The 19,753-nt window shown below is 59.8% G+C and carries 16 protein-coding genes and 1 pseudogene; 12 read left to right on the forward strand and 5 right to left on the reverse strand.

The features are described from left to right. Positions 1–104: 104 nt before the first annotated feature. From ACSYSO_RS02390 to ACSYSO_RS02410, 5 genes are all read right to left on the reverse strand, one after another. Positions 105–1,058, reverse strand: a complete 954-nt coding sequence (locus tag ACSYSO_RS02390; RefSeq protein WP_491701924.1) for an aldose 1-epimerase family protein — start codon at positions 1,056–1,058, stop codon at positions 105–107. Further along, complete coding sequence (locus ACSYSO_RS02395) at positions 986–1,276, reverse strand: hypothetical protein (protein ID WP_491701925.1); 291 nt, start codon at positions 1,274–1,276, stop codon at positions 986–988. The genes ACSYSO_RS02390 and ACSYSO_RS02395 overlap by 73 nt, the downstream gene beginning before the upstream one ends. A gap of 543 nt (positions 1,277–1,819) precedes the next feature. Next, the gene (gap, locus tag ACSYSO_RS02400; RefSeq protein WP_489798889.1) at positions 1,820–2,875 is read right to left on the reverse strand and encodes a type I glyceraldehyde-3-phosphate dehydrogenase; all 1,056 of its coding nucleotides are present in this window, start codon (positions 2,873–2,875) and stop codon (positions 1,820–1,822) included. 61 nt (positions 2,876–2,936) lie between these two features. Continuing rightward, positions 2,937–3,494 carry an arsenate reductase family protein gene (locus ACSYSO_RS02405; protein WP_489798887.1) on the reverse strand — a complete coding sequence of 186 codons (558 nt, stop codon included), beginning with the start codon at positions 3,492–3,494 and terminating at the stop codon, positions 2,937–2,939. A 75-nt stretch (positions 3,495–3,569) separates the two neighbouring features. Continuing rightward, positions 3,570–4,319 carry a thiamine diphosphokinase gene (locus tag ACSYSO_RS02410; protein WP_489798885.1) on the reverse strand — a complete coding sequence of 250 codons (750 nt, stop codon included), beginning with the start codon at positions 4,317–4,319 and terminating at the stop codon, positions 3,570–3,572. A gap of 360 nt (positions 4,320–4,679) precedes the next feature. Between ACSYSO_RS02410 and ACSYSO_RS02415 the strand changes: the two genes are divergently transcribed. The 12 genes and pseudogenes from ACSYSO_RS02415 (at position 4,680) to typA (ending at position 19,683) form a co-directional block, all read left to right on the forward strand. Next, positions 4,680–5,048, forward strand: a complete 369-nt coding sequence (locus ACSYSO_RS02415; protein WP_489798884.1) for a VOC family protein — start codon at positions 4,680–4,682, stop codon at positions 5,046–5,048. 1,030 nt (positions 5,049–6,078) lie between these two features. Beyond that, a pseudogene (gene infC / locus ACSYSO_RS02420) lies at positions 6,079–6,751 on the forward strand (translation initiation factor IF-3); the annotation flags it as partial. 215 nt (positions 6,752–6,966) lie between these two features. After that, positions 6,967–7,161 carry a 50S ribosomal protein L35 gene (rpmI, locus tag ACSYSO_RS02425; RefSeq protein WP_489798882.1) on the forward strand — a complete coding sequence of 65 codons (195 nt, stop codon included), beginning with the start codon at positions 6,967–6,969 and terminating at the stop codon, positions 7,159–7,161. Positions 7,162–7,212: 51 nt separating this feature from the next. Further along, the gene (rplT, locus tag ACSYSO_RS02430) at positions 7,213–7,596 is read left to right on the forward strand and encodes a 50S ribosomal protein L20 (RefSeq protein WP_489798881.1); all 384 of its coding nucleotides are present in this window, start codon (positions 7,213–7,215) and stop codon (positions 7,594–7,596) included. A gap of 101 nt (positions 7,597–7,697) precedes the next feature. After that, positions 7,698–8,774, forward strand: coding sequence for a class C sortase (locus tag ACSYSO_RS02435; RefSeq protein WP_489798879.1), 1,077 nt, complete (start codon positions 7,698–7,700; stop codon positions 8,772–8,774). Positions 8,775–9,250: 476 nt separating this feature from the next. Then, positions 9,251–11,947 (forward strand): hypothetical protein, encoded by a 2,697-nt coding sequence (locus ACSYSO_RS02440; RefSeq protein ID WP_491701926.1) that lies wholly within the window; start codon positions 9,251–9,253, stop codon positions 11,945–11,947. 125 nt (positions 11,948–12,072) lie between these two features. Beyond that, entirely contained in the window at positions 12,073–13,956 is a 1,884-nt protein-coding gene (locus ACSYSO_RS02445; RefSeq protein ID WP_489798876.1) for an isopeptide-forming domain-containing fimbrial protein, read from the forward strand. A gap of 130 nt (positions 13,957–14,086) precedes the next feature. Then, entirely contained in the window at positions 14,087–15,016 is a 930-nt protein-coding gene (gene xerD / locus ACSYSO_RS02450; protein WP_489798875.1) for a site-specific tyrosine recombinase XerD, read from the forward strand. 91 nt (positions 15,017–15,107) lie between these two features. Continuing rightward, positions 15,108–15,947, forward strand: coding sequence for a ParA family protein (locus ACSYSO_RS02455; protein ID WP_489798873.1), 840 nt, complete (start codon positions 15,108–15,110; stop codon positions 15,945–15,947). A 20-nt stretch (positions 15,948–15,967) separates the two neighbouring features. Beyond that, the gene (locus ACSYSO_RS02460) at positions 15,968–16,840 is read left to right on the forward strand and encodes a segregation and condensation protein A (RefSeq protein WP_489798871.1); all 873 of its coding nucleotides are present in this window, start codon (positions 15,968–15,970) and stop codon (positions 16,838–16,840) included. 224 nt (positions 16,841–17,064) lie between these two features. After that, entirely contained in the window at positions 17,065–17,637 is a 573-nt protein-coding gene (gene scpB, locus ACSYSO_RS02465) for an SMC-Scp complex subunit ScpB (RefSeq protein ID WP_489798973.1), read from the forward strand. Between the two features lie 117 nt (positions 17,638–17,754). Beyond that, positions 17,755–19,683 carry a translational GTPase TypA gene (gene typA, locus ACSYSO_RS02470; RefSeq protein ID WP_489798869.1) on the forward strand — a complete coding sequence of 643 codons (1,929 nt, stop codon included), beginning with the start codon at positions 17,755–17,757 and terminating at the stop codon, positions 19,681–19,683. The last annotated feature ends 70 nt before the right edge of the window (positions 19,684–19,753 follow it).

The following is a 19,753-nucleotide window of genomic DNA, read 5'->3' on the forward strand; positions in this document are numbered from 1 at the left end:
CACACTCGCGCGACTTTCGGCGCTATTTCGCCCGAAAATATGCAACGAGAATATTGGAAGTGTCGCAGCCCCCTACTCAGAGCGTGCTCTACTCAAAGCATGCGCTATTCAAAGCGTGCATTGATGAACAGAGTGGTCGTGCTGGATTCACCCGGCGCAATGGTGATGAGGTCGTTACCGGTATTGAACGCATTGGCATACGCGGTCTGCGGTTCAATGGCCACGCCGGATGGGTGCTTGTGGGCTGCGAACCCGGTGCCGGTGCACATCTGGAACGAGGTGATACTCTTATCGCCCCCCAATCGCACATGCATGCCGTCAGGGCGCGAGAACTCGGCGCAAGTCAGGCCGTCAGCGTCACGCTCCAAGTCGGTCCATGCATCGTCGAATGGCTGTTCGGTGAGTGCTGTGGGCTGGCGCAGGTCGTACTTCGTGCCGTCCACTGGCTCGGTGCCGGTGGGGATGAGGTTGTCATTCACTGTAACGTGCGTCGCCCCGGGAATGGTGACCTGGCATTGAGCGTTTTGAGCGTCGATTTCGTCGCCGTACCCGTTGAACCCGTTGGCGATCCACGGGTGGAGGGCCAACGCCCACGGGGCTGCGACATGGTCGTGGTTCTCTGCGGTCACTTCGATGCCGAGCCCTTGCTCGCTCAAGGTATAGGTGATGAGCACGCGAAGGTCGAAGGGATATCCCTTGATGCCGGGAACTCGCCATGAGAGCGTGACTCTGGCGTCCTCCAAGGCTTCGAGCTTCCAGAAGGAGCGGTACCCGTAACCGTGGATGGCGTTGCCGCGTTCCACTTCGTCGATGGGCAGCTGGTAGTCGTTGCCTTCAAAGGTGTAGGAGCCGTTCTCGATGCGGTTGGGGAAGGGGACGAGCAGCTCGCCGTTGGTGCAGGGCACCGGTTTGTCGGCATCCCACGGCACGATGACGTCTTTGCCCTGGTAGGTGAGTTTGCGCAGCGTGGCGCCGAGCTCGGTGACTACTGCCGTGTAGTCGCCGTAAGTGATGGTGAACTGTTGGCCCGAGCGGGGCGGGATTGGTGCAAATGCCATGGTTTCCTCCTCAAAAGTGGCAGTGCCTCCCACTCTACTCCGGTTTGAGGAGGTGCGGAATCGCTGTCATCTTGATCATAGGAGCGAGTGTAGGTGAGCGACTGTGTGGCATCGGGGTTGGCGGTGCTGCCATCTCCCAGCTGCATGAATTGATTGTCACCCCAAGCGTAGAGGTTTCCGTCGGAGCCGATGGCCATGTTGGAATGATAACCTGCCACGATGTGGGTAAACGTACGTCTGCAGGGACATGGCTCATATCGGCGGCAGAAGGCACTTCGGTTGGTGATGGTGCCGTCGCCGAGCTGTCCTTGGTCGTTAAGACCTGTCGAACACAGCGGATGGCTCTCTTCTGTGAGGTATCTGTTGCGTTATTGGTGTTTCACTGGTAGCATTGCAGTAAAGGTTCCACTCGGCTGACAAGAACTCCGGGAGTTCTTCGGTTCTGTATGTAGACCCGATAGGCCGGGTGGTCATTTCGTCTTATGCAATGGCGACATGAGTTATCGAGGTGTTGTCTGTTTTAGTAACCTGAATGCGTCATGTTTGTTGGATTCCAAGTCAACGAACGCGGCATGAGCGATGTAGTCCGCAGCTTGACCGTTAAAATCGTAGTTGACGCTGTGGAAGTAGATGCTATATTCACATGAATGTTGGATTGTCTTGAGTTCTGACTTAGAAGAAGGCTCCTCCGGGAAACCGAAGGAGCCTATCCGAGCTATGTCATCTGCTGACATGCGCCGTCTGTGCCTGCTAGGCGAGTCTTACTTGGAGAGCTCTGCGAAGTAGAGCAGCGTGCGGATCATGTTGCAGGTGAAGCCGTTCTCGTTGTCGTAGAAGGCGACGGTGCGCACCAGGGTGGTGCCGTCAACGGTGTTCACATCGGTCTGGGTGGGGTCGAAGACGCCGCCGTGGGTGTCGCCGATGATGTCGGAGGAGACGATGCCGTCTTCGTTGTAGCCGTAGTACTCGGTGTCCGAGAAGGCCTTCTTGAACGCGGCGTTGATCTCGTCGGCGGTGACTTCCTTGTTGAGCACAGAGGTCAGCTCGGTCAGGGAGCCGTCAGGAACGCCCACGCGCTGTGCATGGCCCTGCAGCTTGCCTTCGACGGAGGGCACGACCTTGCCGATGGCCTTGGCGGCGCCGGTGGAGTGCTCGATGGTGTTGATGGCGGCGGCGCGGTTGTTGCGGCCCTTGGGGTAGCGGGGGCCGTCAAGCAGCATCTGGGTGCCGGTGTAGGCGTGGATGGTGGTCATGTAGCCCACCTTGAGGCCGAACTCGTTGTCCAGCAGCTGCACCATGGCAGCCAAGGAGTTGGTCGTGCAGGAGCCGGCGGAGACGATGTTGTCGCTGGCCTTGAGGGTCTCGTGGTTCACACCGTATACGATGGTGGGAGTCTCGGCATCCTTGGCGGGAGCGGAGATGAGAACCTTCTTGGCGCCTGCATCCAAGTGAGCCTGGCTCTTCTCGGCGGAGGTGTAGAAGCCGGTGCACTCGAGTACGAACTCCACGCCATCGTTCTTTACCCACGGAATGTTGCGGGCATCCTTCTCGGCGTAGACCTTGTATTCCTTGCCGTCCACCACGATGGCGTCGTCGGTGGAGGTGACCTCGACCGGGGTGCCGTCGTCGTGACGGAAGGTGCCCTGCGTGCTGTCGTACTTGAGCAGGTAGGCCAGCATGGACGGGGTGGTCAGATCGTTGATTGCCGCGACCTCGATGTCACCGGCTTCGCCACCGCGAGCCTGCAGCTCGAAGATGCGACGGAAAGCAAGACGACCGATACGGCCGAAACCGTTGATACCAATCTTTACAGTCATGTAATTCTCCCTTGGGTATGGCCGGGGCGAACGTGTCCCGACCGTTCTTTGCCAACGTATCCTAGTTTAGCTTGGCTGCTGTACCGAGCGGGGCCTCGGCCCAGTCATTCGGCGTAAAACCGACCAAGATATTGTGAGCGCTCACTATTATCGGCCGCTTGACCAGCATGCCGTCGCTTGCCAGCAGATGCAAGGCTTCGTCGTCGCTCATCTCGGGGAGTTTGTCTTTGAGGTTCATCGCGCGGTACAGTTGCCCGGATGTGTTGAAGAACCGGCGGATCGGCAAACCGCTGAGCCGGTGCCATTCCTTCAGTTCCTCGTAGCTGGGGTGGTCGCTCTTGATGTCACGCTCACGAAACGCCACGTCGTGCTCATTGAGCCAGCGTCGGGCCTTGGCGCAGGTGGTGCAACGCTGGTAACACAGGAACAGCGCCTCGCTGCCGGCCGGTTGTTCGGCTGTCTGAGCTGTCTGCGTTGGTTGTGTTGGTTGCTCTGGTTGCGCGGTGTGAGGCGTTGTGTCGGTGGGTTGCTGTGCTGCGTTGCGGTGAGGTGCTGCGCTGTGTTGTGGTGCAGCATCGCGCTGTGTGATGTCGCGCGAATCGGTGTGTGCGGATGTCATTGATGATGTCCTTTCTGGATCGGGATTGCGAAACAATGTCGTGTCGCTGCTGCGTGCGATCGATTGTGCAGAAGGTCAGCGTGGCGAGGGTGCCAAGGCGGATGTGACCGTGGTGTCGAGCGGCCCCAAGGATTCAGGCATTTCACGTTCGGTGGCAACGCCAGGCAGGGGAGCGCCCGCCGGGAAGACGACCAGAAGTGTGCCATGGCCGACGGTGATGTCGGCTGCGCGTCCTGCGACGAATTCGTTGCTTACTCCTTGCACTGCGGCACTGTCCAAAGAGGCGTTCCTCAGCTCATATTTGAGGCCGGTTTCGCATACTTCGCGTGCGGTGCCGCCGTGCGGAAACACGGACACCATACCGGTCTGGCTATGGGATGTGGCGGGGAAGCTGAGCGTGCCGTCGCTCAGGGCGCAGGTCACGTCGTCCCGACCGTGCAGGAACCCGATACCGCCGCACTGTGCCAGCAGGGCAAGCAGTTGCATGTTCGCAATGGCGTGGTCAGTACGTCCGCCAAGACCGCCGTATATGTGGAAGCGCCGAGCCCCGCGGCTCCAACCTGCTTTGAGTGCAGAGAGCATGTCCGGGTCGTCATGCTCGGGAGGCAGAGTGATGATCGTGTCGGCATCTATTGAGCTTGCGCCTCCTGGGTACGAGTCGCAGTCGCCAATGAATATGTCCGGTCGTACGCCCAGCTCTCGGGCATGGGCGGCACCGCCGTCCGCCGCCACGACCAGCCATTCGTCGGGCAATTCGGCAGTGCCCGGTTCGTTGCCGTAATATTCACCCGCCGCAAAAACGACGCAATCATACGTGCTGTTCATGCCCCTACTGTAGCGCGTGCGTTGTCTGGACTTGTCAGACATATCTTATGCGTATCTTAATGGAGTGGGTGTTTTGCTGTCTGTCGGGTTTTGTTTGTTCTGACGTGTGAGCGTTCCTGTGCGGTGTAGATGACGACGGCGTGGTTGCAGGTCAACTGCTATTTCGGATGAGCGTTCCTGATACTTCGGGTGAGCGTTCCTGCTGCGGTGTGGTCTTTCCCATCGAGCTGTAGGATTGCCGTCTTTCTATCAAACTGACTATCAAAATGACTATCAAACTGAACGAGATTTGTGGTGTAGGGCACACATTAATATGTCCGGTACATACGGCTGCGGCCGCCTACCTTCCAAGGAGAGAACATGATTAATCACCTTACCATCGCCACCAATAATCACGATGCGCTAGCCGCCTTCTACGAGGCTGCTTTGGTGCCGCTCGGCTATGTCAAAGCAGTTGAATTCCCTGGAACTTCCATGTTTGCTGACATGCGTGACCACGACGGCGTGTGGATCGCAGCGCCCAAGCAAGGTGTCGTTCCAGCTCCCGGCCACTTCGCTTTCGTTGCTGAAAATGAGGAGCAGGTGCAGACCTTCTATGATGCAGCGCTCGCCGCTGGTGGCACCAGCAACGGTGAGCCTGGTCCGCGCCCCGATTACGGTCCCAACTATTACGCCGCGTTCGTGCTTGATCCCGATGGCAACAACATCGAAGCAGTCTTCGACAAGTAATCTCGACGATTCAGGGCGCCAGTCATAACTTGTGATTGAGGTCGCGGGTCGTAACTGAGGGTACCAGTCGTAATTGGGGTCACCGGTCGTAACTCGTAATCGAGGACAACAGCTGTAACTGAGGACGCGAGTCGTAATTAGGGTCGCTGGTCGTAACTGAGGTCAGCGGTCGTAACTGAGGGGCCAGTTGTGGCGGCATATCCATGTGAGCGACGGTTTTGTAGCGCGTCATACGCTAAGCGCAGCTAAACGGTCGCTTACTTATACTCAGCGACGGTTGTGTTGCGCGGTTGTGTGGTTGCGCAGCTGAACCGTCGCTTATTCGTATTCAGCGTCGGTTTCGGTGCGTGACTTGGTGGTTGTGCAACTGGACGGTCGCTTGTAGGAATTTGGTGTCGGTTGTGTTGCGTGGTTGTGTGGTTGCGCCACCGAACGGTCACTTATTCATGTTCAGCGTCGGTTTTGTGGTGCGGTGTGCGTCGGTGCAACTGGACCGTCGCTCACTTATACTCAGTGTCGGTTGTGTTGCGTGACTTGGTGGTTGCGCAACTGAACGGTCGCTTACTCGTGTTCAGCGTCGGTTTTGTAGCGTGGCATATGCTAATCGCGACTAGACCGTCGCTTACGTGTGTTTAGCGTCGGTTTGGTTGCGTTGTTGAGTGATTGTGCAACAGAACCGTCGCTTATTCGCATTCAGTGTCGGTTTTGTTGCGTGATTTGGTGGTTGGAGTGGTTGGGGTGGTTGCGTGGTGGCTTGTATGCGTGGCTACGTGGCTGGATAGTTCCGCCGTGAAACGGCCGTTCTTGCTATGTCCGGGCGGTTGGTATAATGGCAAGTAGCTTGAGCAATCAAGAAAGTGGGTGCGCCCCACCTGGGAGCTTGTCGTAGCTTCGGGTTCAAGGCATATGGCCTGTTGTGTCAATATGTCGCGCCGTTATGGCGCAGGCAAATATGTCTCATGGATAGATTGAGACTGGTTTGTGTTTGAACTCATCGTTACGGTATGCAGCAGCGCGCTCGCGAGAGCGAATAAGGATTGGAGTTCATCATCAGCACAGAACCACGCATTAACGACGAGATACGCGTCTCCCAAGTCCGCCTGATCGGCCCGAACAGCGAGCAGGTGGGGGTCATCGCGACCTCCGTGGCGCTGAACTTGGCGAAGGAAGCGAATCTCGACTTGGTTGAGGTGGCTCCGAACGCGAAGCCTCCGGTCGCCAAACTCATTGACTACGGCAAGTACAAGTACAACGAGAAGATCAAGGCACGCGAAGCGCGTCGTAACCAGAGCTCGGCCGAAATCAAGGAGATTCGTTTCCGCTTGAAGATCGACGAGCATGACTTCGAAGTGAAGAAGGGCCATGTGTCCCGCTTCCTTTCAGGCGGCGACAAGGTCAAGGTCACCATCATGCTGCGCGGCCGCGAGCAGTCACGCCCCATCGGCGGTGTGGAACTGCTGCAGCGCTTGGCTGACGAAGTGACTGATTTGGGCACTGTCGAGTCCTACCCCAAGCAGGAGGGTCGCAACATCATGATGACGTTGGCGCCCAAGGGCAAGAAGGTACACACTCAGTCCGAGCAGCGCCGTCGCGGTGCTGAGTCGCGCGCTGAGCGCCAAGCTCGACAGGCGGCACGACTTAAGGCCAAGCAGGAGTCCCAAGCGGTTCAGGCGCAAGAGGCGAGTGCGTCTCTGAAGGCCGAAGCTCAGCCCGTCGCAAAGACTTCCGATACCAAGAAGCCGGCAGGTTCTGCTGATAAGGCGAAACCAGCCGCAAAGAAAGCTTCGGCCAAGCCTGCTGGGTCCACCAAACCGGCAAGTGTTGAGACCAAGGCGGAATAACACAGAACTTTGTGCTTCGGCGGTATGTCTAAGCACAGGGCGTCATCAGTTGATACCCATTGACAAGGAGGGCAGCAATGCCAAAGATGAAATCCAACTCGGCAGCCAAGAAGCGCGTCCGCGTTACCGGAACCGGCAAGATCATGCACGCCGGCGGCGGCATGCGCCACAACCTGGAGCACAAGTCTTCCAAGAAGCGCCGCGACCTGTCCCGCGACTCCGTGCTGCCCACCGCACAGAGCAAGACCATGAAGAAGCTGCTGAATCGCTGAACGCGACCTGCCGCAGGTAATATTTAACGTTTTATATTTGGAGGAAAAGTTATGGCACGTGTCAAGCGTTCGGTAAATGCGCATAAGAAGCGTCGCGTCGTTCTGGAGAGGGCTTCGGGCTACCGCGGCCAGCGTTCGCGCTCCTACCGCAGGGCCAAGGAACAGCTGCTGCACTCATTCAACTACAACTTCCGCGACCGCAAGGCTCGCAAGGGAGATTTCCGCAAGCTGTGGATTCAGCGTATCAACGCTGCAGCTCGTGCTCAGGGCATGACCTACAACCGTTTCATGCAGGGTGTGAAGCTGGCTGGCATTGAGCTTGACCGTCGCGCTCTGGCCGAGCTGGCCGTAAGCGACGAGGCGACGTTCAACCTGATCGTCGAGCAGGCCAAGGCTGCGCTGCCCGCCGATGTGAACGCTCCGGTGGCTGCCTGAACCATCTTGTAAGGCGGTTTCCGCCTCAGTAAAGGACTCTGCGCTTATGCACAGGGTCCTTTTGCTATAGGTGAACGGCTGAGGAGTGCTATGGTGTGAGTATGAACACGAAGGGGCAGCAACGAAGCGAGACGGTGGCTGAGCCACTGCCTCGGCCTTCGAACGGACGAAGTGATGCGTCGGATGGCCGCATTGAGATGCCCTCGTTCGTACAGGTCATGCAGGATGGATTCGACCATTTCGCTGCCGTCCTGCGCCGGCGCAGGGTCATTACCGCAGCCAAAGGCGTGATGGTATTCCTGCTGCTCGCCGCACTGGGGCTGGCTTTGTACCTGCCCACCAGCCAATACCTGAACGCACGTAAACAGGAGGCCGAAGCCATCGCGGCCATGAGCCGCGTGCAGAAGTGGCCTCAGGGCAAAATCGCCGATGAATTCAACCGGGCGGAACGTTACAACGCGGCCATTGCCGCTTCGGGGCAGCAATTCATGGGAGAGTTCCCCGACCCGTTCCTGTCCGCAAAAGACAACGGCAAAAGCGGCCATAAATCCAAGAGCGACCGTACTCCGACCAAGGCCGATACGGATCGTGAGTATCAGAGCCTGCTCAACGAGGGCGCAGGTGTGATGGGTGTGGTAGAAGCGCCTGAAATCTCGCTGAAACTGCCGATTTATCACGGCACTTCCGATACTGTGCTCGACAAGGGTGCCGGGCATCTGTATGGAACCAGTCTGCCGGTGGGCGGTGCGTCCACGAACAGCGTGCTCACCGGTCACCGAGGACGCCCGAATGCTCTGTTGTTCACCAGGCTCGACGAGCTGGAAGTAGGCGATGTGTTTTATATCGAAACGCTCGACCGCACCATGGGCTACCGCATTGCCGCCATCAACGTGGTGGATCCAGATGACACACACCTGTACACGGTGGTGCCGGGAAAGGACTTGGTGACGCTCATGACCTGCACCCCCTACGGGGTCAACACGCACCGTTTGGTGTTCACTGCTGAGCGCCGTCCGATTCCTGAGGACATTCCCTACCTGCGAGATGCGAACGGTGACGCGCTTATGGTGTCGGCGGTGACCTTTGTGGCGTTGGCGTTGCTGGGGGTCACGGTGGTGGCGGTGCACAACCGCAGGCGTTGGCCGGTGCGCCACGCTCTGCCGGTGCAGGCAGGGTGAGATGTGATTCCTGAGCTTGAGCAGGGGGCGTGCGTGCGGCTCTGCCGGTGTGGGCATGAGATGTGACGGTTCTGGTTATGCAAGGGTGCTGCCAGTGCCGCTGGTGCTGCTACTGGCGTGATGGATGCGGTGGTGTGATGGCTGGTGCTGACGGGGGCACCGGCTGGTGCACGGGCGAAGTGGCTCTTGCGTGAAGTTGCTTATACTATGCAAAAAGTTGCCTATATTAAGCTGCGGACATAACTTTTGAGTAGCTCTGCTGTTTTCTGAGAAATACCTGATAAATCAGGCAGCAGTGGGAATAATACTGATTTATTACTAGCTAAAAGTAGTGCAGGAAACGAAAATACAGTTCAAACTGCGCAAAATGGTCAGGTTTGTTTAGTGATGCAGTTCACAAGGTCTACTATGTAACTATCAGCCCGATGGTGTTGGTCAATAAGCCGTTCGGCTGGCTACACTAGGAGGTGGGTCTTATGATAGGGAACCGAAATCACGGGGTGCATAGGGGCCTGGTCGCGCTTGCTGCGGCCAGTGTCATCGCGCTCTGCGGCGCGGTAGGCCTGCCGGCTGTCGCTTGGGCGGACAAGCCCGAAGCCGGCGGGGCTGCAGGCGCACAAGGGTCGATCGCGGCGCAGGGCGTCGGGTCGCAGGCAATTGACTACACGCCGAAGCTCTTCAAGATGTTGGCCTACACCAACCGCATGGATACGCGCCTTGACGAGTTTCGCATGGATTTCATGGTGCGAGTGGCCCATGACCAGGTAAACATCGACAATCCTACGCAGTGCGCCAGCGGGGCTGACGTGAGTCAGCCTCGTAGCTGTGGGATTCAGATGTTCTACAACTTCTATCCTGATGCGTCAAACCTCAACCCCAGCAACCCCAATAGAACGTCATTGACGTATCTGAACACGGCCAACGGTCAGGCGGGCGCTGTGAAATGGGCTGAGAATACCTCTCAAGTCTTCACCATCCATTCCATCCTCGCTTCGGGAGACTACGACTATCTGTCAATCTCTGCCGTTGGTGACAGAGCGTTCCTGAATGTGAACAACGGCGCCACTCTCGGAGGCACAGCCATACCGGAGTATGTGTTCGTAGATACCGGCAAACCTAGAACCAGCATAAGCGGGGACTTCTCGTCAGGTGCTCCCAGAGTCAACATAGCTGCCGGCTATTCTGTTCGAGCTTACTCCGGCTTAGGAACGCCCTCTGGAACGACCCAGTACGGCAATGGGCCGCGCTCTTTCGTGGGCTATGACGATAAGCCGACGCTTTGGAGTGATGGACAGTCCAATTGGGGCTTGGTTACAGATTATGGATTCGCGGGTGTAAAAAACGAGTGGAATCAAACCTACACTGCCGAGAACGCTCCCGAAGGCACGGCCCCGCCCTATTCCTTCTTCTTGGACTGGAACAATCCTGCTTGGTTGAATGCGCCTTGTCAGAAGACTACATCTTACTACTTCCAGTGGTTGGGATTGGCAAACGGCAAGGACTGGGTGCCGGTCAGGGATCTGACGCCTACCGCCAAGTTGGTTACCGGGCAGAAGGATGTGACCGGCAACGGCACTTTGGGGCAAGATTCCTCGTTTAACGCTCCTGCTCCGACGAATAGCTGGCCTAACTTCCAACACCCGAGTTCCAACAGCCTCATGGCCACGGATGCCGATGGCAACCTGATGCCGGCGCAGAAGGCAGATGGCTCTATCGACTTCAAGAAAGCCAAGGATGACCAAGAGAGCCTTGACGGCTACTTCAAACTCGTCACGTGGCCGGTTACCACCAATAAAGACGATTCCATCGGAAACTGTGCCGCTGCTCCCTACAAAGATGCATACAACCCGCTCTATGATCAGGCCGCCGCTGCCAAGGGTGTGACGGCAGGCATGCCTCAGAGTGAGGCCCAAGCCATCATGGACAAGGGCTGGGACGTGAACACCGCGTTCTACAAGTTCTCGGTGCCGGCTCCTGAGCCTCCGACCATCGACGAGCCGGACGACAACGCGCAAATCCTCGAGCACCCCACGCTTAAAGGCAGGGGCACTCCCGGCTACACCGTGCATCTCTACGCCGAAGAACCCGGGCACATCATCAGTGAAAGCGATCCGGACAACGTCGGCACGCGAGGCCGCTTCGTGGGCACTGCACTGGTGAACTCGAACGGTGACTGGGAGTTCCAGGACATGCTTGACACCAACCCCAACCCTGGCGGCGTCGGCGAATACACGCAGCGCTACCACGCCTGGCAAGTCGAGCCCGACAGCGGATACGAGCTGGCTTCGAAGTTCTCCAACATCAAGCCGGTCCGGCTGGGTACAGCTCCGGTCAGCCCTGCTCCCGTGGTTAGTTCCGTGGAGGTGCCGCGCACCGTCAACGGAGAGCTGCCCGCAGGATCCATGGTGAAGATTCATGGCACGGCGACCACCTATCAGCCCGGCGAAAAGCTGAGTGTCTACGCGCAGCATGAGGCTGCCGCGAACGCCCAGTCCGTAAGGGGCGCGAGGACCGCGGTGCAGCCGCAGGCTGATCCCGCCCCGGGCGATCTGCTCGCCGAATGCGACCATACGTTCGCAGCGGCCGGCGAGAACCAGCCGTGGACCTGCTCGGCCACGCCAAGTGAATTCACCGCCGAACGGCAGGTGGGGGAGCGGTACGTGATTCGTGCCATCCTCACCAATCCGCAGAATATGCAGTCCGCATGGTCCACCGATACCACGGTGCGCACGATCGATATGACGCCTTCGCACTTTGCGGACGTCGCGCTGGAAGGCACTGGTGCCAACGCCAAGGTGGGAGGAAAGGCCTACCGCCTGCCGGAAGGCACTGAAGGTGACCAAGGTGCCGTCATCACGGTCATCTGGCCCAACGGCAGCACGGGAACCACCACGGTGGCGGCAGACGGCAGCTGGTCGTTCGCGGTACCGAACGGCATGACCTCGGGGTTGACCAAGTTCAAGTCGGACGACACCGAAACCAACGAGTCGGTGACCGTGGACTTCGACCTCAATCTCATCACCCCGATACGTCAGATGCCGATGACCGGAGACCGGCCGCAGAACCTGATGGGCCTGGTGGCCTGCTTGGTGGTGGCGCTGCTCTCCGCGGGATCCATGACACAGACGCTTGTAGCGAGATACACCAAATCCGGAAAGGCGGTGGAGGCCTGATGAATGCGATAGCCAGTCAGCGGTTCGACCGTCTCAAGCGACTGCGGAGATTCTGCAGAAGCCCGGCGGGGTGACCCAACAAGATGTGAAACCCAATGATGCGTTAATGAGAAGGAGATAAGAAAATGAACAGGTATGTAAGCCAGGGAGCCAAGGCTCTCGTAGGAATCGCGGCGGCAGCTGCTACGCTGCTCGCCTTTGCACCGGCGGCTTCGGCGGCCGAAGAACAGGTTGTGTTGGCCGATGGTACAGCCAACTCGACCACCATCACCGTGAACGGCACGAACTCGGCGTTGCGCGAGCACCAGTTCAAGGCGGTGCGTCTGTCCACCTACGGTGGCGCGACGCATGAAGGCCCTGCGCTGAAGTCCGTGAACGTGTCCTCCAACCGTTCCGCATTGCTCACCGAAATGACCGACGCCTATACGACGGTCAGTGGAGAGGCACTGCCCTCGCAGTTCCAAGGCAACCCGCTCGGTGCGGTGGCCAACAAGTGGCTCGGTTTCCACTCCGAGTCCGTGGCAGGCAACTCCGACGAAACCTCGAACAACCACAACAAGGCCTGGGACGGCGACCTGCGTAAGTTCGTCACCAACCTGGTGGGAACCGCAGGGTTCAAGGCGGAACTGAACAAGGCGACCACCCCGGTGGCCACCGTCACGGCTACCGGTGCCGACGACGCCGCAGGAACGGCTGTCTTCTCCGGACTGCCGATGGGCATGTACCTGGTGATCGACACCACCGGTGACGCCGGCAACACGGCGGTGGGAGCGACCAACACCTCGGCTGCCATCCCCATGCTGGTGGGCACGAAGGTGCTCGGCGACAACACGGAGTACGACGACTTCGGCGGCAACGGCGAGCCTTCCCTCGGCGTGGTATCGCTCAAGAGCGATACCCCCATCGTCAAGAAGGAGATGATTTCCAACGGTTCCGCCGCCAAGGACAGCTCCGCCTCCATCGGCGACATGCTCGACTTCCGCATCACCGGCAGCGTCCCGCTGACCACTGGCTTCACGTATTACAAGTACCAACTCACCGATACCCCGACCAAGGGCCTGCAGTTCGACCCGGAGTCCGTGACGGTGGGTGTGTATGACGTCAATGCGCTGCAAACCACACTGGTTGCCGGCACCGACTACACCGTCACCGCTCCTGCGGCCGAAGGCGACCACATCGTCTTCAACCTCTCCCGCGGCATTGTGAAGCTCAACCCGGACCACTACGGCCAGACCATTCGCGTGGACTACAAGATGCAGGTCACCGACCAGGCCGACCCGGCCAACCTCGGCAACGGCATCATGCTCGAGTACTCCAACGATTCCGCCAACCAGCCCACGGACGTGGACGGCAACGGCGGCACCGTGGGCACCGTTGACAACAGGGACGACCCCGACGGACAGGTGAAGATCCACTTCTACGGCTTCACCCTCGAGAACGTGGCCAAGTCCGATGCCAACAACAAGCTGGTCGGAGGCACCTTCCAAGTGGTCGATCCCAACGGAACCACCGTCAAGTTCCTGCGTGACGGCGCCACCGGAGACTACAAGAAGGCAGCCAACCAGGCCAACACCAACGCCACTGCCGACCTGCACCCCTCCGACGGTGTGACCCGCGCCTCCCGCGCCAAGGGCCAGCTGCACGTCGACGGTCTTGCCGCCGGTACCTACAAGGTAGTGCAGACCGAGGTTCCCGCCGGGTTCGGTGCCGCGTGGAAGTCCACCTTCCACGTGACCATCAGCACCGACGCGCCGAACACGCTCGAGGCTCCGGCCTACAGCAACACCACTGATGATTGGAGCTTGGTCACCGCGGGCACTTGGACAGCAGCCGAGAACGCGACCCACGTCATCCAGGTTCGTGAGGTCACATCCTTCTCCCAGCTGCCGATGACCGGCGGTGCCGGAGTGATTGTGGCAGGTCTCACAATTGCCGTGCTGCTCATGGGCGCAGGCGCCATCTACGTCTTCACCCGTCGTGGCGAAAAGGCGTTGAGTCAAGAGGCCTGAGCGGCATATGAGGGCTGACGGGAACGTGGCGCAAGCGGCGTTTCCCAAGCCCTTCCGGAGGCGGCGACACTGCACATGCGGTGTCGCCGCCTCGTCGTGTGTACCGATCGGCAATGTTACGATGACAACCATGAGTGTTACAGCAGGCGCATACGCCGGGCTGCTTGAGCAATTCCTCACCCATACCGGTGTGGAGCGAGGACTTGCAGCCGCCACCGTGCAGGCCTACACCGCCGACCTGCAGCGGTACACCGGTTGGCTGGCGGATCGCGGCATCGACAAACTGAGTGACGTGGACGCCCGCGACATCGAAAACTACATGGTCGTACTCGATGAGCAGGGCAAAGGTGGGCACAGCAGGGCTCGGCATCTGGCCAGTATCCACGAGTTCCACAAGTTCGCGCTCTCCCAAGGCGTTGTAGAGGCCGACGTATCGGCAAAGATTAAGGCTCCCAAGTCCGCCGGCAAGCTGCCTGACGTGCTTTCCGTCGACGAGGTGAGCGCGCTCATGGACGCGGTGAACCCCGGGGAGGGCGACGACCCGGTGCAGCTGCGCGACAAGGCGTTGATGGAGTTCCTCTATGCCACCGGCTGCCGTGTCTCCGAGGCTGTGGGGACGAACCTGGCCGACATCGACTTCACCGAAGCGTTGGTGCGATTGACCGGAAAAGGCTCGAAGCAACGTCTCGTGCCGATGGGAGGCCACGCCGTTTCGGCATTGCAGCGCTATATTTCCCGGGCGCGGGCGGTGCTGGAGGGGAGGGGCAAGGCCACCGTGGAGCGTGAGGCGGTGTTCCTGAACAAGCGGGGCAGGCGCATGTCGCGCCAGTCGGTGTGGGAGGTGGTGGAATCCGCAGGCAAGCGGGCAGACCTGTCCAGGCCTCTCCACCCGCATACCCTGCGTCATTCGTTCGCCACGCATCTCATCCAAGGCGGCGCCGACGTGCGCACGGTGCAGGAGTTGCTGGGGCATGCTTCGGTGACCACCACGCAGATTTACACGCATGTCAGCCCGGAGAACCTCATCGAGATGTATGCTGCTTCGCATCCGCGCGCATGAAGCCGTGCGTAACGACAGGTTTTGCGGGTGCAGTGCGGCGCTGTGCCCAGCCGCACCAGACGGTGAGCACACCCTTTGCTAGACTAAGCGCATGCCTACCGATTTGCTTGGACGAGAATATGAGACCTTCCCGGCGCCGGAGCCGCTGACTCATCGCGGCCCGGCGCGAGTGATTGCCATGTGCAACCAAAAGGGCGGTGTCGGCAAGACCACCAGCTCCATCAACATCGGCGGTGCGCTCAGCCAGTACGGCCGGCGCGTGCTCATCGTCGATTTCGACCCGCAGGGCGCGGCAACGGTGGGCTTGGGCTTTAATGCCAACAGTGTGGAGAACACCATCTACACTGCTTTGTTCGACGCTTCGGTTGATGTGCACGACGTGGTTCAGCACACCAGCTTCGAGAACCTGGACATCATCCCGGCCAACATCGATCTGTCCGCCGCCGAGGTTCAGCTTGTCTCCGAGGTCGGGCGCGAGCAGATTCTTTCCGGCGTGCTGCGCCAAGTGAAGGACGAGTACGACGTCATCATCGTGGACTGCCAGCCTTCCCTTGGCTTGCTCACCGTCAACGCGCTCGCTGCTGCCGATGGCGTGGTCATCCCGCTGGCGGCCGAGTTCTTCGCGTTGCGTGGTGTGGCGCTGCTCATGCAGTCCATCGAGAAGGTGCGCAGCCGCATCAACCCTGACTTGCAGATTTTCGGCGTGCTGGTCACCATGTATACCCGCACGTTGCACAGTGAAGAGGTGTTGCAGCGCATCTACGAGGCGTTCGGCGACGAAGTGCTGCATTCGGTTATCTCCCGTTCCATCAAGCTGCCGGATTCCACGGTGGCCGCGGCCCCCATCACCATCTACGCCCCGGAACACAAGACGGCGAAGGAATACCGCGAGACCGCTCGCGAACTCATCGCCCGTGGCGTGATCGACTGACCTCGAGCGAAGGCGGCAGCATGCGCGGCGATGGTTCGCAGGGTTCGGACGGCACGCTGCGAACGCAGGAGCATGCCACCGGCTTCATGGTCGATCTTCCAGCTTATGCCGGCCCGTTCGACGCGCTGCTTTCCATGATCGCCAACAACAAGCTGGAACTGACCCAGATATCCCTGTTCGCCATCACCGAGGAATTTCTTGACTACGTGCGCTCGCTCGACCTGAGTCGCAATATGGATGAGGCCAGTGCCTTCATCGACGTTGCGTCCATATTGGTGGAAGCCAAAAGCGTGGCCCTGCTGCCTGGGGGGCTCGATGAGGAGCGCGACGAGCAGAGCTTGGAGGCGCTGCGTGAACGCGACATGCTCTTTGCCAGACTGGTGCAGTACCGCGCGTTCAAGGGTGCCGCCAGCGACTTTCGTGAGCGTATGCAAGGCAATGCCGGCAGATACGCCCATCCTGCCGCCCTCGATTCGGCAAGCCGGGACGCATTGCCGGAACTGGAATGGACAATGAGCCCTCAAGAGTTGGCGAGTTTGGCCGCACAGGTGATGCGCAACGCGCCTGCTCCCCAAGTTTCGGTACGGCAGCTCCACGTCTCCAAAGTGGACTTGAAAGCCCAGTTACGCATAGTAGGTTCCCGTCTGCGCGCATTGCCTCAGGGCGAGTCGCTCACCTTCGACGAGCTGGTGCAGGGGGCGAGCAGACTCGAGGTGGTGGCTCGGTTTCTGTCGCTGCTCCTGTTCTTCAAACAGGGATTGTTGCGCTACCGGCAGGACGGTCCATTCGAGGACCTGCACCTGCGCTGGTCGCGCGACGGTGCGGCGAACGGTTCGGCGACCGACGGCACGAACGGTGTTGAGATGGACATCAGTGAGGATGACTTTTCATGATTGACGAGTATGCACAGGGCGATACTGTAGACGGTGATGCCATGGACGGCGATACCACCGGCGGTGATAACACGGACGTCAACGATATGGGTACTGCCGCCGTGGGTTCTGATGTCTTGGATGGTGATGCCGCCCAAGGCACGGTCGGCGTGCAGGGTGTGCTCTACCGAGGGGTGTCGGCGGGGGAGGGCGCATGTGACGTGGATGACTTCCCCGGAGGTCTCATGGCATGCCTCGAAGCGGTGCTCATGGCGGCCGATGAGCCGCAGAGCGACGAGAATCTGGCACGGGTGCTCGGTGTGGGGGTAGCTCGCGTATCTCAGGCGCTTCAGTCGTTGGCTGCAAGTTACGACGGCACCGCACCGGGCAGTGGATTCCACGGGTTCGAGCTGCGGCATTCCGCTCGCGGATGGCAGTTTGGCAGCCGGGCGGTATTCCAGCCGGTCGTCTCTTCCTTCGTCACTGATGGGCAGAGCGCAAAACTGTCGCAGGCCGCACTGGAAGCCTTGGCTATCATCGCTTACCAGCAGCCGGTCACCAGAGCGCGTGTGGCCGCTATTCGTGGAGTCAACTCCGATGGCGTGATTCGCTCCTTGACCGCGCGAGGGCTGGTACTTGAATCCGGTGTGGACCCCGACTCTCGTGCGGCGTTGCTGGTCACGTCGGCGTTGTTCCTTGACCATATGGGTCTGGAATCCTTGGATGATCTGCCGCAGTTGGCACCGTTCATGCCCCGGGCCGGCGAGGTGCTCGATCAGGCCGGCGTTGAGGTTGATCCGCTCGCTCAGGGCTTGTAGATGGTGCGAACTGTCACAATGTCTCGTTACCATGGTGAAGGTTTATGCTTTCCATCTGGAGGGCATGTCAGATTGTTACCGAACAACATCAGAACAGGTGAGTAGGAGAGGCTTTTTATGGCGGTACGTGGTGATATTCGAAATGTGGCGATCGTGGCTCACGTCGATCACGGCAAGACCACGCTGGTCAACGCCATGCTTCAGCAGTCGCATGTGTTCTCCGAGCGCGAAGAGGTGCCGGATCGTGTGATGGATTCCAACGATTTGGAGCGTGAGAAGGGCATCACCATCCTCGCCAAGAACACGGCTGTGGAATATCACGGCCCGTTGGCTGAGAAGTACGGCGAGCCCGATGGCATCACCCTCAACATCATCGACACCCCCGGCCACGCCGACTTCGGCGGCGAGGTGGAGCGCGGCATCTCCATGGTCGATGGTGTGGTGCTGCTGGTGGACGCCTCCGAAGGCCCGCTGCCGCAGACCCGCTTTGTGCTGCGCAAGGCGCTTGAGGCCAAGCTGCCCGTCATTCTGTGCGTCAACAAGGTGGATCGCCCCGATGCGCGTATCTCCGAAGTGGTCTCCGAGACCACCGACTTGCTGCTCGGCTTGGCGCAGGATGTGATCGAAGAGGGCGTGGATCTCGACCTCGATTCCCTGTTGGATCTGCCGGTCATCTACTGCGCGGCCAAGGCGGGCTTCGCTTCGCGCAATCAGCCCGAGGACGGCGGCGAACCGGACAACAAGGACCTGGAACCGCTCTTCGACACCATTATCTCCAACATTCCCGCCCCCGAGTATGAGGAAGGTGCGGCGCTGCAGGCACACGTCACCAATATCGACTCCTCCGACTATCTGGGCCGTCTGGGTCTCGTGCGCATCTACAACGGCACGCTGGAGAAAGGCAAGCAGTACGGTCTGTCCCGTGTGGACGGCTCCATCGAACATTTCAAGCTCACCGAGATTCTGCGCACGCAGGGTCTGGAGCGTACTCCTGTAGAGCAGGCCGGTCCCGGAGACATCGTGGCTGTGGCAGGCGTGAACGACATCATGATCGGCGAGACCATCGTTGACCAGTCCGATCCCAAGCCCCTGCCGCTCATTCACGTGGACGACCCGGCCATTTCCATGACCTTCGGCATCAACGATTCGCCGATCGCCGGCACCGAGGGCAAGGATCACAAGCTCACCGCACGCATGATCAAGGATCGCCTCGACCGCGAGCTCATCGGCAACGTTTCCATCAAGGTGGAGCCTACAGACCGTCCCGATGCCTGGGAAGTGCAAGGCCGCGGCGAGCTGGCGCTGGCCATCCTGGCCGAGCAGATGCGCCGCGAGGGCTACGAGCTGACCGTCGGCCGCCCGCAGGTGGTCACCAAGACCATCGACGGCAAGATCAACGAACCTATGGAAGCGGACACCATCGACGTGCCGGAAGAGTACATGGGCGCCGTCACGCAGCTCATGGCCGACCGCAAGGGGCGTATGGACTCGATGAGCAACCATGGCTCCGGCTGGGTGCGTATGGAGTTCACCGTGCCTTCCCGTGGCCTCATCGGCTTCCGTACCGCGCTGCTCACCGCCACCCGCGGCACCGGCATCTCCAGCTCCATCTCCGCGGGCTATGCCCCGTGGGCCGGCGAGATTTCCACCCGCCAGAACGGTTCGATGGTCGCCGACCGTCAGGGCACCGCCACCCCGTACGCCATGCAGCGCCTGCAGGCTCGCGGCAACTTCTTCATCCAGCCGCAGTCCACGGTCTATGAGGGCCAGGTGGTCGGTGTGAACAACAAGCCTGAGGAGCTTGATGTGAACGTGACCTTGGCCAAGCACATGACCAACATGCGCTCCGCCACCGCCGACGTGCTCGAGACCCTCACCCCGCCTATCCAGATGAGCTTGGAGGAGTCGCTCGACTTTGCCAACGAGGATGAGTGTGTTGAGGTGACGCCGGAATCCGTGCGTGTGCGCAAGGTGATTCTGAACCGTGACGAGTGGTACAAGTGGCATGCCAAGCAGCGCCGCCAGAACGCCGCTAAGAACAAGTAGTCCGCAGCTCCGGGCTTGAGCGCCGTCCACCTTATTGTAGAGGTGGGCGGCGCTTTTGTCTGTGGTGAAC

The sequence above is a fragment of the Bifidobacterium sp. ESL1130 genome, assembly GCF_058507935.1.